This is a genomic window from Companilactobacillus mindensis DSM 14500 (assembly GCF_001434275.1).
GTDB classification, from domain to species: Bacteria; Bacillota; Bacilli; order Lactobacillales; family Lactobacillaceae; genus Companilactobacillus; species Companilactobacillus mindensis.
In genome coordinates, this window is record NZ_AZEZ01000073.1 from 74,506 (window position 1) to 89,612 (window position 15,107).

The following is a 15,107-nucleotide window of genomic DNA, read 5'->3' on the forward strand; positions in this document are numbered from 1 at the left end:
TTTGTTTTGGAAATAGAATAGTAATTCTGTAAAATATTTTTCTTGTTCGTTATACGTAATATTTAAAGATAAGTTAAATAACTGTTAAAAATAAAGGAGTAGCAAATGAACATAGAAGATTTTTATTCAATTATTGACAAAGTAAAAAAAGGACTGACAATTGTTCCGCTAAGGACGGGAATGTCTAAAACATACTCTGCAATCAATTTTATTGAAGATATTCATTCCAAAGGAATTTCAGAATATAAAAGAATAGTTTTTATTACTAATAAAAAAAATAACATTCCATATAAAGAATTAAAAAATATCTACGAGCAACATGGTAATTTGAACTTATTTGACAAAGAAGTTCTTTATTTAGAATCTAAATTTGATTCAATTATTCATCATTTGCCTACGCGTATTCCTCACAATACTTGTCCAGAATCGTTTGCTGAATTAAGGGAAAAGGTTGATCTGTATATCTCAAATTCTTCTTCAGAAGAGAAATTTGAAGGGAAAATAAATGAAAAAGAATATATAAAGTCACTGATTGATTCTGATAATTCACTTACCGGAGAATTTGGCCTAGAAAAGAAATTTAGATTTGAAATAAAGGATATTCTGAATAAGGCTGTTGGCAATAATAATATTGCTAGTAAAAAAGAACTTGTCAGAAATAATAAAGATTATCAATGGATAGCAAAAGTATACCCACAAATTTTTATGGAGGATTATAAAGTGATTTTGATGAATACATCAAAATTTAATGCATATTATGATCCTATAATTAGAAATTCTAAAAAGATTTTGTCAGATGAATTGATTACTAGCGATTCAATGATAATTTTTGATGAATTTGATCAAACAAAAAAAGTTTTTCTAAAAAATATAGTAGATGAAGCATTACGCAATAAAGGAAACATATTTAATGATTTTCTTAGTTTTGGACAAAACCTGACTCAAGATATTACTAATAAAGTTCCGGAGATTAATGCTGATGAATCACAAAAAATATTAACAGGATTAAAGAGTGAATATGAATCTATCAGAAATAAATACTATGTTCATAAAACCTGGTTTTTAAATTCAAATCGAAATAAACATGGACTTATTTTTTTTAATGGAAGTGTAACCAGTTTAATAAATAGAAATTCAAACAATAGATTGTCAAATGTTTTTGATCAAAATGATAATCAAGTGAATATGGAAATCGTAAAGTATGATTCTCCGAATACCCAAAATAATGAATCCATTAATTTAGTTGGAGCAATATTCAGTATTAATAAATTCTTATTGCATTTAAGAACTTATTTTTTAAAAGTAACTCAAAAAGTGATCCATCGAGAATTAAAGCAAACAAGTGATTTAGAGATACGGAAAACGCCTGAGGATATTCTATCTTCAATTATGGGAGTGTATAAACTAAATCCGCGTCAAGTTGAAATAATGTTAGAAGATATTTATTTTTCTAAGTCCCAAAAAAGAAAAGCAGAAATTACTCCTGGAATGGATAGTTTTTATGAGTTTGGTTTAAAAACTATTTTTTTAGAAAATAGATTATCTAACGCGTATGTAACAGAGTTTAATACATACAATGTGTGGAATACTCCGGAGTCAATAATATTGTCCTTATGTGCCAATAATCATGTGATTGGATTATCAGCAACAGGGACTATTCAATCCAATTTAGTTAATTATGATTTGTTTTATTTACAAAAACAATTGGGAAAAAGATATGCCGATGCATCTGATTTCTTTACTGATGAGACTAAAGAAAAAATCAAAATTTTGGATGAATCATATGTTAAGAACAATGTAGATATAAATGTAAAAACTACAGAAGATGTGAAGCAATTGGCTACTTCTGATGTAATTGGAGACCAGGGGAAATTAAAAAATCAACTAGAGAAAGTATTGAAGCTTGATCCAGGTGCCATTAAGAACATTGCAAGAGAACTTTCAGTATTAGATATAAACGATTTTGCACTAAAAAGATACTTGGAAATAATTAAAGCAATGTATATCTTTTTGAAAGATAGTTCATTAGAATCCTTTTTGTGTTTAACCCAGAAGGGTGTAAAAAAAGATGATCATTATTTAAGAAGATCAACATTAGAAAAAATTTTTAATCAGCTGAAAAGTGAATTTAATTATAAATCTACAGTTGGATTTGAAGTATTGGTTGGTAAAAATTTTGAGAATAACAAAAAGAGAATATTATCAAAACTAGAATCAGGTGAAAAAATATTTTTAATGAGTACTTATGCAACATTAGGCGATGGTCAAAATTTGCAGTATAAGCCTAATAACACTGATAATTTAATTCAAATTGTGGATAGCGACTTTAGTTCAAATGAAGACCAGCGATTTAACAAAAAGGATTTCGATGGGATTTATTTAGGAGAAGTGACTTTTATAACCGAAAATTTAATCTCAGCTAATTTTGACCTACGTAACTTTTTGAACTATTTAATTCAAATTGAGTATTTAGTGAATGGATATGAGATTTCTCAGAACGAAGAACGTGAATTACTAAAAATTGGAATGCATCGAATATCAAGTAATCAAGTTGATGATTTAATTAAAAATATCAGTTTAAAAGAAAAAATTTCAAGTCGAAGAGCGGCTTTAATTACAGTTGTTCAAGCAGTAGGTAGATTAACGAGAACTTTCCTTAAAAATAAAGTTCAAATACTTATCTCATATGATTTACTTCGTATTTTACCTTTAACTGATTTAAAAGAGATGAAAGACAACCATATTTTATCCCCAGAAATGAAGCATATTTTTTCATTTATCGAGGATTCAGATTTAGATTTGGATTTGGATAAAGATAAAGATCAACAAGCGTCAAGAGAACTTGATAGTAAAACCCGAAGAACTGAGTTTTATATAAATAGTTTGTTAAATGGTTTTAATAGAAATGATAAGTCATGGACAATTGATGCGTATGAACAAATGAAAAACGATTGTCTCAAAAACCCAACAATAAATATTGATGAGATGGGAAGAGACAGAATTTATGAGACATATTTTGGTTTGAAAAATGCAAATCAATATGGATATAAATACGATAAGGCTGATAAAAGTTATCGCTATAACGATGAAAGTGAACCAAAGACCCGAGTATCCTTTGAAACATCGAGATTGCCAATAATGTTGAAATGCAAATTAGTTAAGGATTATTTTATAAAAAATAATTATGCAACGGAATTTAAAACCAAGGATTATATTATGAATCCAGTTCTTTTTAAAAATATTTTTAAAGGAACGATTGGCGAAAAGGCTGGTGTTGCCATCCTTGAAGGATATAGAGATTTTAAATTAGAGAGATTTATGAAAAAAGGATATTATGAATATTTTGATTATTCTTTAGATCAACATGATGATATTTTGTTTGATTTCAAAAATTGGGATCCTAGTTTTGATAAAAATTCTGAAGAAGAGTTAAACAAAATATCGGATAAGTTAAATGAAGTAGAAGGAAAGATTGTATTTATTATTAATATAATTGGGGAAGAATCATGGAAATCATATCAAACCAACGATAACAGAATCCACGTAATTCCATCTTTAATGGATAATGAGGGAAATCTTAATAAGCACAATTTGAATAAAATTTTCCAAATAATTGAAGAGAGTAGATAACGCAATGCAAATAAAAGAGATGCAAGTAAATGTTTTGAATAAGAAAATCAATGAAATAAACATCCAAAGGGATTTTGATATTTTTGTTTTTAAAAAGAATGATACATATAAAAAGAATATATCTTTTGCTGCATTATCAAATTTGAAGGAATGTGCCATATCGAATCAGTATTACTTCGTACATTTAATTTCGAAGAAGAATTCCATTACATTAAATGAATTGAAAGAATTAAAAATCGAAGGATTTGAAGTTTCCAAAACAGAACCTGCGGATCTTACCGATACATCATTATTTAATCTTTTCTTTAATATGTACGGATCGAGAAATTTTATATGTGAAAATGACACTTCAAGTGTATATGGCGAGTTTTATTATCCAATAATAGGTCAAAATAAGGATAAATTTTTTAGAAGCGCAATGCATGTCCGTTATTTAAGTAATAACGGATTAAATATGAATGTTACAACGTTTAAAAAGGTTAAAAATAACCATAAAAAAAACTTTAAACAAAAGATGTATCAATGGGATGATCCCTCATTAGTTCCAAATAGAATTGAAAATAATGATGACGCTGAGAATTATTGGATAGTAGGAGCTCGTAAAGATGAAAACAAAAATGTGAATTTTTTTGAGAATGCTAATCTTAAAAAGCTTGATGACTCCAAAGTCGGCATCTTGAATAAATTTATTAACGAATTTAATGAAGAATTTAAGAGATATATTACTATAGGTCTGAACAATATTGATGAAGTTCAACAGTATGATATTGAATTCAATCGGGAAACTTTTTTGAAGAGAATAGGGAGAGAACGATCTTTCAAAGAGATTAATATAGTCGATTTAGTTAAAAGTACACAAACTAGCGAAAATATTGTTAAGTTGAAGTCGATATTGAACGATAAGGGAATACAGACAACGGAATGTAATACAACTGTGCCAGGTTTTAATATTTGTATTATTAAAAGTGAAGAGTATTTTAGGAATCACCCTGATCAAAAGGATACTCATCAAGAAAGTTGTGGTGAAGTAATAGTTCAGAATATTACCGATGATAACTTTAAAATGCCCACTCGAAAGAATTCTGATGGAGAAATGAGTCTTTTCGAGGAATATCAAGTGGATTTCAAATGGGAAAATAACAATTTGTTACTTAAAGTATTGCAGGAACTATTATCTAAAAAGAGTATTGTTGATGAAAGAATCGATAAGGGACTATTGAGTGGTAGTAATATTGAAAATAATTTATATTGTTTAACTTTTCCAAAGTATGATAAGGAAAAAAGATATACCCTTATTTCCAAACTGAATAAGAATAATGATATTACGTTTAATTTAATTAAGGATGATATTTTTGATAGTACTGATCCAGAAATCAAAAAGGTAGTTCAATTTTTAGAAAAATTCGAAATTAATTCAATGAAACAAATTTGGAAAGTAGAATGCATATTTTATGATTCTATGGAAAATTTAAATTTGATTTTGAAAACGAAGTTATATGCATTGCCTAATGTAAACAAAATACGTGATTTATTGAAGTTATCTAACAAGGATAGATCAATAGAGGTTTCACGAATATATAACGATAATTATGAGTTCAAATCGCTTCTGGATGATAAAAATGAAATTGCCATATTTGAATCAATTAACAAGGAGTTAGATTCTCGACTTGATAGTCATTATATTAAATTAAAAGAGTATATTTCTCTATTAAAGGAATATCCGACGATAGAAAATGGAAGAAAAGCATTATATAAAAAATATCATGAATATTTGTACCGAAAATATAAAGATAATGTGGATGAAGGATATCTTCCATTTAGTAATCATAAACAAAAAGAATTTCGACCATCATATGATTCTCTAAATGGAATAAATTTTTGTGAGAAAATTCCTGGTATTAAAAGGGATCCTCAAAAAACATATTATTGGATCGGTTCTCAAAATAAGAGTATTAAACCAAGTTATCCAAAGGGCAACCCTATTAGAGTGATTGGGACGCAATTAATTAATAATAGTGGATTTAATACGGAAATTTTAAAACAGTTCTTTGATGTAGATTTTGTCAGAATAAATGAGGCCACAGTTCAACCTTTCATGGTCAAATTTAATAACACTTATTGGGAACTTAATAAAGACAATGTATAGGTACCAAAAAGTACCTATACCACTAAAAAGTACATACTATTCAAATGAGTCGATTCGATTTATATTAGTTATACGAATTAACTAACAAGGAGAATCACATGATAAATTCACTAAATGACAGAGTAACTTTAAATAATGGTACAAAAATCCCTGGACTAGGTTTGGGCGTTTTCCAAATTCCCAATCAAGATACAGCTGAAGTCGTAGCTAACGGAATCAAAGAAGGCTACCGTTTGATCGATACAGCTCAAGTTTATGGTAATGAAGAAGGAACTGGCGACAACTCATTCAAGGATTCATATCTTGCTTTGGAACAACTTTATAAGGATGGTAAGATCAAAGCAATCGGCGTTTCTAACTTCCAAATTCACCATTTAGAAGAGTTGGCTGAATACGCTACTGTTACACCGGTACTTGATCAAGTAGAGTCACATCCAAAATTGAGCCAAAATGAATTGCGTGACTATGCAGCTAAACACGATATCAAGATTCAAGCTTGGTCACCATTGATGCAAGGTAAAATTTTGAAAAATGCCACATTACAAACGATTGCTGACAAGTACAACAAGTCAGTTGCTCAAGTAGTTTTACGTTGGGATATTCAAAGGGATGTGCTCTTGGCAGTTAAGTCAGTTCATCCAGAACGTATGCAAAGTAATGCTGACGTATTTGACTTTGCTTTGGAGCAATCTGATATGGACAAAATCAACGAAATGAACGAAGATTTGCGTGTGGGACCAAATCCCGACGAATTCGATTTCTAAATTAGGAGGCAACTTATGGATCTTCATCTAACACATAAAACAGCACTTATTACTGGTTCAACTAAAGGTATCGGTAAGGCTATTGCAATTGAGATGGCCCGTGAGGGTACTGACGTTATTATTAATGGTAGAAAACAGCCCGAAGTCGATGCAGTAGTGTCTGAAATTAAACAAGCATTTCCGCAAACTTCTCCAATTGGCGTAGCAGCTGATTTGGCCGAAGCAAGTGATCGAGACAAATTGTTCCAAACAATTTCTAAAGTGGATATTTTGGTCAACAACATGGGAATCTTCCAACCAATGGATTATTTCGATATCGACGATGCAACTTGGGAAAAATTCTTTAAGGTCAACGTTTTGGCTGGAAATTCTTTGGCTAAGTTCTATTTACCAAATATGTTGAAACAAGATTTTGGGCGAATTATTTTTATTGCTAGTGAAGAAGCCGTAATGCCTTCTGGTGAAATGCCTCAGTACAGCATGACTAAGTCAATGAACCTTTCCTTGGCTAAGAGTTTATCCAAGTTGACTGTTGATACGCATGTGACCGTCAATACAATCATGCCAGGTTCAACTTTGACTGAAGGTGTGCAGACGATGCTTGATAATATGTACAAAGATAGCGGTTTGCCAAAAGATAAGTGGGAAAAGGATTTCATGAAGAATCACCGCTCTCGCTCTCAGATCCAACGGTTGATCCGCCCTGAAGAAATTGGCCGTTTCACAGCTTTCGTAGCTAGTCCTGATTCATCATTCTTCTCAGGTGAAGCATTGCGAGTTGATGGTGGCTTAGTGCCAACAATTTTCTAAATATTCAAATAAGGTATTGGATAAGGACTTAGTTATTTAATAGTCCCGTCTTCCATGAAGTTCTGGTGGATGCTGGAACGCAGTGAGAGCAACTTCGAACCAGTTCTACGAACTGTTTTGAAGCTTGTCTGTCTCTAAGCTGGCAAGGTACGCCAACTTAGAGACTACCACGGCTGAGCATCCACCAGAACTTCACTCCAGACTAGATGCTCTCTCTTTTATTTTTACATTAATAATATTAAAAAATTCGTAGACTTTAATAATTAGATGCGTTTAAAAATTGTATTAAAAAAGATCATCCAGTTTTGTCGGATGATCTTTTTCGTGCTTAAACAATTGTAAATAACTGGTTAAGAAAAAAACTTTACTTTAACCTTAATTGACCATCTGTTCATTGACGTACTGAGCATATAATTCATGGTCTTGCATCAATTCTTTGTGAGTACCGTGACCAGTGACAGCACCGTGCTCGATAAAGTAGATTTGGTCGGCATCGACAATCGTTGAAAGCCGGTGAGCAATGACTAAAGTAGTTCTGCCAACCATCAATTGATCCAAGGCACGTTGAACTTTTTCTTCGGATTCTGAATCCAAACTAGCAGTCGCTTCGTCTAGCATTAGGATCTTTGGATTACGTAGAAAGGCTCTGGCGATAGCGATACGTTGCTTTTGGCCACCGGATAATTTCACGCCTCGTTCACCAATTTGGGTATCGAGTTGTTCAGGAAAATCTCTGACGAATTCTTCAGCGTAAGCTAAAGTTAGTCCGTGCCACAACTCATCATCAGTTAATTGACGATCCAAACCGTATTGGAGATTGTCACGAATACTGCCAGCAAAAACGGCACTATCTTGGGAGACGTAACCGATTTGGGAACGCCAACTATTGAGATCGATATTCTTAATGTCATCTTTACCAACTAAAATGGAGCCACTGTCAGGTTGATAGAATCGTTCCAGCAGTGAGAAGATGGTTGATTTACCACCACCGGAAGGTCCTGCAAAAGCAATCACAGTGTTGGGCTTAGCTTCAAAAGATACATCGTGTAAGATTTGGTGGTCAGCATCGTAGCTGAAATCTAAGTGGGCGGCTGTGACAGTTTTACCTTCGACGTCAACCACATTGTCATTAGTAGAAACTTCTGGTTCAGTGTTTAGGATTTCTTGAATTCTTTCCGTTGAACCCATGGCTTTTTGGACTTGCGAGAAGAAAGTAGCAAAACTGGCCACTGGGGTAATGATGTTAAATAAATATAGTAGAAAGGCCACTAAAGAACCACTAGAAAGGGTACCTTGTTGGATTCTGACGGCACCATAACCAAGAATACCGACGAAGATTCCTAACATAACTGTTGTCATGATTGGTTGTAAAATGGCTTCGATACGGGCATCTTTGATACCAACTTTGAAAATTTTGTCGATAAAATTGCCACCGGTAACTTTCTCAAATTCTTCACCATTGCTGGCTTTGATCAAACGCACTTCGGAAAGTTTTTCGCTGGCTTCAGCATTAAAGTCGGCTGTGGCAGCCTGAAGTTTGCGTCCTAGTCGAGACATTATGCGTCCAATTGGTAACAGGATCAAGACGATGACCGGAACGACGCCAAACATCAGTGAAGCCATTTTCCGGTCCATAAAGAAAAGAATAATCATCGAACCGATCAATTGGATAGCTCCAGTGATGAAGTTAGGGAATTGCGAAGTGATCAAGTCCTTGATAACGCTTGTATCGTTGACCAATCTTGAACTGCTTTCACCAGATTTGTGGTCGTCAAAGTAGTCGACTGGTAGTTTCAACAAATGGGCCCAGAGTTTTTCACGTAGCGTTTTGACGGAACTTTCACCGACATAACGCAAGATAAAACCACCGATGGTTCCAAAACCTAATTGAATCAAGAAAGCCAAAATCAAAACGGCTAACATTTTACCGTCGATTTTGGAAAGACCGCTAGTATCAACTAAACCTTTGGTCAATTGTGGCACGATCAAACTGGCACCACTGGTAACTAAACTCAACAGCGTTAATCCCAAGATAAAGAGTGATTTCTTGGGATTAACGCTGTTGATCAAATGTAAAAAGTCACGAAACTTGAATTTGCCAGTTCGTTTTGGCAAATCTTGTCTCATCATTGCTCCGTCACGCATTTTAATATCCTCACAAAGTTAAATTAGTAACGTTCACTGTTCCAAAAGTTGCTGTGAAAGTCTGGTCTGTGACCATGTCTAGGTTCGCCAAATGGTGGACGACGATCATTGAAATCAGGCATACAGTCGGGGCCACCGAAAGGCATATTACGCATTTGCTTGTGCATTTCGTGGCGCATCTTTTTAATATCTTCAGGACTCATATCTTCACGCATATCCATCATTTGATCACGCATATTCAACATCATCTTGAATTTGTCAGTTGGGTCAACGAACTTGTCGGAGTTTTGTTTGAAGTCGTCGTCCCAGCCGTCGGAGATCTTTTGGAGATAGTCGCTGAATTGTTGGCGTTCATCGTCAGTGAGGCCGGCAAAGAACTTTTCACTGTAATCGTCGTTTTTTAGTGAAGCATTGTCCTCAGCTTTTTGGCGACCAGCATCAGTTAGATAAATGTGCTTGCTACGCTTGTCTTGTTCGTCTTCTTGGCGAGTGATATCGCCGTTGGCTTCCATCTTCTTCATCAATTCAGCGATTGAGCTAGGACGCAAGTCGAGTACTTGACCAAGATAGTTTTGTGTTAAACCATCTTCTAGTTTCAAAATAGCCAGCACTCTTTGTTGACCAGTCAATTTTTGTTTCTTTTGGCTCATGAAGTAGTTGGCAGCTTCGCTAATAAAGCGCATTTGTTTCATTAAATCATCTGTAAGTTTGCTCATATTTAAATTCCTCATTTCATTTTTGAAATTAATTCGGTACCGAACTTTATTGCAAAATGAATTATAGTTCGGTACCTAACTAAATATCAACTGTTTTAAATAATTTTTTGTAATTGCGATACTTTTTGGAAAGCATAAGTTGGAAAAATTGCACCAAGTCACAGAAAATTTATAATTGGAATTGAGGGTGGGCAGCTATTTAGTTATAAAATCTATTATTTAAATTGGAAAAAAATAATAAAAAGCTAAATAGTTGACAGTTGGCACATTAATGAGTAGAATCCAAAAAGTAAAAATTATCATTTACTAGGGAAATAAGGAATCATATATATAAATTTAGGAGATAGTAATATGGCAAAGAAATCAAAAATTGCAAGAAATAAGAAACAACTAGAATTAATTGAAAGATATAACAAGATCCGCAAGGAACTAAAGGCTAAGGGCGATTACATCGCATTGTCTGAGTTGCCTCGCGACTCTAGTCCAGTTAGATACAAGAACCGTGATTCATTGGACGGACGTCCTCACGCATACATGCGCAAGTTTGGGATGTCACGTTTGAATTTCAGAAAATTAGCTCACGCTGGTCAAATTCCTGGCGTTAAAAAAGCTAGTTGGTAAGGAGTAATTTATGAAAGAAATGACCACAGCGACTGCTTATCGTAATTTAAGAAGTCCTAACAAGAAAACACGTAAGCGTGCTTTACGAGTGATCAAAGATAGTAAAAGAAAGATTGTTAAATAGTTAACAATATCGTGATAACGTTTTCTTTCTCTGTTATAATTGATTTGTGAAATAATTAATTATCGCAAAGAGGGGGGACTTATCATGGCTGCGGCAAAAAAGAAGAAGCATAGCTTTCCGTCGGCATACACGGTCATTATTATTGTGCTGATTTTGGTGCAAGCCTTAACGTTCTTTATTCCATCAGGTAAATACAGTACCTTGGAATACAATTCGGGTTTAGATAAATTTGTTATCACGGAACCATCAGGAAAAACGATCAAGAAGAGTGCCACTCAAAAGACACTCGACAATTATAAGATCAAGATCGATGTTTCGAAGTTCAAGGATGGGACAATTTACCGTCCAGCGGCAATTTCCAATACTTATCATCAGATCAAAAAGCCTAAACGTGGGCTCTTTGGAACGATAAATCAATTCTTGACCTCACAAGTTCAAGGTATCGTCGATAGTGTGGACATCATCGTCTTTATCTTGATTTTGGGTGGTGTTATTGGAGTCGTCAACGCCACCGGAGCGATGAACTCTGGTATGACGCGGCTGTCCGAAAAACTAAAGGGCAAGCAGAAGTGGCTGATCATCATCGTTACATCGCTGATTGCTTTAGGTGGAACGACCTTTGGTATGGCCGAAGAGACGATTGCCTTTTATCCAATGTTAATTCCAATCTTTCTTTTGGCAGGATATGACACGTTGACCGTGGTTGCAGCGGTTTACTTGGGAACCTCGATTGGTTCCATGAGTTCGACGATCAATCCGTTCTCAACGGTTATTGCCTCTAATGCCGCCGGGATCAACTTTACTGACGGTATGCCAATGAGAGTTTTGATGTGGATCGTCTCAGTAGGTATTTCAATTGCTTATACGATTCACTATGCGGAAAAAGTCCGTAAAGATCCTTCCAAGTCATTAGTGGCCGATCAAGCTGATTCCGACAAGGAGAAATTCTTGGGTGATATGGATCTGACGACTGAAAGTGACTTTACGATGCGTCAAAAATTATCACTGATCATCTTTGCACTTGGCTTTGTCGTTATGATCTATGGCGTGCAACAGCTCGGTTGGTATTTCACTGAAATTGCCGTTGTTTTCTTGGCCGTTGCTTATATTCTGATTTTTACGGCTGGTTTGAAAGAGGCCAAGTTCGTTGACAGTTTCGTTTCCGGGGCTGGCGATTTGCTTGGTGTCGCTTTGACGGTTGGTTTAGCAAGATCAGTTGGTATCGTAATGGAGAAGAGTTTCGTCAGTGATACGATCATGAATTACTTTAGTAATCAAATCAGTGGTATGAACAGTGTTTTGTTCATCTGTGTTTTGTTCTTCGTTTATATCATTTTGGGATTCTTCATCCAATCATCATCTGGCTTGGCCGTACTATCAATGCCAATCATGGCACCTTTGGCCGATGTTGTGGGAATCGACAGATCAATGATCATCAATGCTTACAACTGGGGTCAAGGTTTGATCGGGCTGGTTGCACCAACAGGCTTGATCTTAGTATCTTTGGCAATGGTAAACGTCGGTTTTGACAAGTGGATGAAATTTGTTACTAAACTGCTGATCATGATGATCGTGCTGATTTTAGTCTTCTTGAGTGTTGGCGTTTTGATTTAAAATAAAAATATTTTCAATGAGTTTGAGATAAATTAATTATATCTCGAACTCTTTTTTTATATAAAAGCAAAATATTTGTTTATACAAGCCGTTAAACTTTGTCTGAGTTGGGGACTGGTGTAGTTTTATATTGAGGATAATTATTTTAATTAGGAGCTATCAAATATGAAAAATGATACTAAAAACATTTCAATACATGATTTGCAATCTAATGAACCTAGTTATTTAGAAACGATCTTTTCACTAGCCAACGGCCACTTTGGCATTCGAGCTAGTGATCCCATCGCAAATTCAAGCACCGCTGGCACGCTGGTGAATGGATTTTATGAAACGTCGGATATTACTTATGGCGAGGTGGCTTACGGTTATGCCAAAAAGAATCAAACAATTGTTAAACTACCTGATTTACGTAATATTAAATTCGTTGATGATCAGCAAAGAGCGTTCGATCAGTCGCAACTTATTTCGGAATCGTTGGATTTTGAAACCGGCTTGTTGAACTCAACTTATAAAATAAGCAATCCAGACGGCAAGTCGTTTGAATTAAACCTGCAAGCTGTCTTACAACAATCTAATGATGAAGTTATCGGTTTACGCTACACCATTAAACCCGTCGATTATTTTGGCAAAGTAGTCGGAATCAAACATTTTAATACTGACAGTGCTACGCAAAAGAGCGATGATCCGCGCAAATCACGGACAGTTGATACTTTAACGTACGCCAAAAAAACTATCGATGGTCAACAGGAATTAATTGAAGTCACAACCAAATATAGTCAAATGTCCTTAGCAATGGCGATGTCAGTTTCTACAGGACTAGAACAAGTTTTCAGTTTGCAGCCGAATCAGACGGTAACTTTTGATGTAATTGGTTTGGTCAGCAAGATCAATGGTATTTTGGATTTGGATAATTTACCTAAATTTGAAGAAATACTCAAAGATTCAACGGATTTTTGGCAAGAATTTTGGCAGAATAGCGACATTGAAATTTCCGGTGACGACAGTTTGAATCAAGCCATTCATTACAACTTGTTCCAATTAGTTTCATCCACCGGTCGTGACGGCAAGACTAATATTCCGGCTAAAGGTTTGTCGGGTACCGGTTATGAAGGACATTATTTCTGGGATACGGAAATGTATATGTCGCCATTTTTTGCCTATACTAATCCGGAAATCGCCAAGAACTTGATCAAATATCGGTATAGTGTCTTAGATGAATCCAAAAAACGAGCTAGAACTTTAGGTGTCAAAGAAGGGGCCCTCTTTTCTTGGCGGACGATCAACGGTCAAGAAGCTAGTGCATATTATCCTGCAGGAACGGCGCAATATCACATTGATGCTGACATAGCCTATGCGATTGACCGTTACTATAAAGTAACTGACGACAAAGAGTTCATGAAAAATTATGGCTTAGAATTAGTTTTGGAAACGGCTCGTTTCTGGAAGAATTTTGGTAGTTACAGTGAGATCCATTGTAAAAAACGTTTTTGCTTTTTTGATGTCACCGGTCCAGACGAGTACACGGCGTTAGTCAATAATAATTACTACACTAACCGCATGGCTAAGTTCAACTTGTTGTTTGCGGTCGATTTGATCGATGAGTTCCCTAAAAAAGCTAAAGAGCTAGGGGTCAGTGCTAAAGAACGTGATCAAATGGCTAACATTGCAGCGGCCATCTTTTTACCATATGATCAGATCAAAGGAATCAATCAACAAGATGACAGTTCATTCAAGAAGCCAGTCTGGCCTTTTGAAACAACGCCCAAAGAAAATTATCCATTATTGTTGCACTACCATCCATTAACGATTTATCGTTACCAAGTCAATAAGCAAGCGGATACGTTATTAGCAGATTTCCTTTTCGACGATATCTCACACGATCAATTAGTCAAAGAGTACGATTATTATGAAAAAATCACGACGCACGATTCGTCATTGTCGCGTTCGATCTTCAGTGCTTTGGCAGCCAGAATTGGTTTGAAACAAAAAGCTTACGATTATTTCATGGCAACAGCTAAAACTGATTTGATCGACTTGCAAGGCAATTCAGCTGACGGTCTGCACGTGGCCAACTTAGGTGGTAGTTGGCTGACAATCGTTAGTGGCTTTGGTGGTTTGAGAGTAAAAGATGGTCTATTGACGATCGACAACCATTTGCCAGACCAATGGGATAAATTAGCGATTAGAATTAAATATCAAGGTCGATTATTGGAAATCGTTTATCGCAAAGATGCAACTGAGATCCATATCATTCACGGAGAACCCTTGCCAATCAAAGTTGATGGAATTGAAGAAACCTTTAAGTGAAAGTTAGATAACCATTTAAATCGAACTATCTATATTTTTCATTAAATATGCAGCATAAACGTACAACAGAACTCAACTTCTTGTGCATAATAGTAAAAGCCTCAATATTCACAATGCGGCTTTTTTTCAAGTCTGGTTATATATAATTATTTAGATACACTAATAGGCCATCCCAAAATCAGCTGGATGACCTATTTTAGTATTGTTTTAAATAAAATATCGAATCATTA

10 protein-coding genes are annotated in these 15,107 nt (G+C 34.8%); 8 read left to right on the forward strand and 2 right to left on the reverse strand.

What is annotated here, in order from left to right; genetic code table 11:
- Positions 1-105 precede the first annotated feature (105 nt).
- The 4 genes from FD29_RS06835 to FD29_RS06850 all read left to right on the forward strand — a co-directional run bounded on the left by FD29_RS06835 (position 106) and on the right by FD29_RS06850 (position 7,350).
- Positions 106-3,630 (forward strand): hypothetical protein, encoded by a 3,525-nt coding sequence (locus FD29_RS06835; RefSeq protein ID WP_057888194.1) that lies wholly within the window; start codon positions 106-108, stop codon positions 3,628-3,630.
- A 4-nt stretch (positions 3,631-3,634) separates the two neighbouring features.
- A complete protein-coding gene (locus FD29_RS06840) occupies positions 3,635-5,776 on the forward strand; it encodes a hypothetical protein (RefSeq protein ID WP_057888195.1) in 2,142 nt (713 codons plus the stop codon).
- 98 nt (positions 5,777-5,874) lie between these two features.
- Positions 5,875-6,540, forward strand: coding sequence for an aldo/keto reductase (locus tag FD29_RS06845; RefSeq protein WP_057888196.1), 666 nt, complete (start codon positions 5,875-5,877; stop codon positions 6,538-6,540).
- Positions 6,541-6,555: 15 nt separating this feature from the next.
- Entirely contained in the window at positions 6,556-7,350 is a 795-nt protein-coding gene (locus tag FD29_RS06850; RefSeq protein ID WP_057888197.1) for an SDR family NAD(P)-dependent oxidoreductase, read from the forward strand.
- A 375-nt stretch (positions 7,351-7,725) separates the two neighbouring features.
- Here the strand turns inward: FD29_RS06850 and FD29_RS06855 are convergent, their stop codons facing one another.
- Positions 7,726-9,495: an ABC transporter ATP-binding protein gene (locus FD29_RS06855; RefSeq protein WP_057888198.1), complete on the reverse strand. Its 1,770-nt coding sequence runs from the start codon at positions 9,493-9,495 to the stop codon at positions 7,726-7,728.
- 23 nt (positions 9,496-9,518) lie between these two features.
- The gene (locus FD29_RS06860) at positions 9,519-10,211 is read right to left on the reverse strand and encodes a MarR family winged helix-turn-helix transcriptional regulator (RefSeq protein WP_057888199.1); all 693 of its coding nucleotides are present in this window, start codon (positions 10,209-10,211) and stop codon (positions 9,519-9,521) included.
- A 351-nt stretch (positions 10,212-10,562) separates the two neighbouring features.
- Here FD29_RS06860 and rpsN point away from each other — a divergent pair, with 351 nt between their 5' ends.
- From rpsN to FD29_RS06875, 4 genes are all read left to right on the forward strand, one after another.
- Positions 10,563-10,832 (forward strand): 30S ribosomal protein S14, encoded by a 270-nt coding sequence (gene rpsN / locus FD29_RS06865; protein ID WP_057888200.1) that lies wholly within the window; start codon positions 10,563-10,565, stop codon positions 10,830-10,832.
- Between the two features lie 10 nt (positions 10,833-10,842).
- Complete coding sequence (locus tag FD29_RS11495) at positions 10,843-10,956, forward strand: putative metal homeostasis protein (protein ID WP_162253420.1); 114 nt, start codon at positions 10,843-10,845, stop codon at positions 10,954-10,956.
- 84 nt (positions 10,957-11,040) lie between these two features.
- The gene (locus FD29_RS06870; protein ID WP_057888201.1) at positions 11,041-12,570 is read left to right on the forward strand and encodes a YfcC family protein; all 1,530 of its coding nucleotides are present in this window, start codon (positions 11,041-11,043) and stop codon (positions 12,568-12,570) included.
- A gap of 165 nt (positions 12,571-12,735) precedes the next feature.
- Positions 12,736-14,877, forward strand: a complete 2,142-nt coding sequence (locus tag FD29_RS06875; protein ID WP_057888202.1) for a glycoside hydrolase family 65 protein — start codon at positions 12,736-12,738, stop codon at positions 14,875-14,877.
- Positions 14,878-15,107 lie beyond the last annotated feature (230 nt).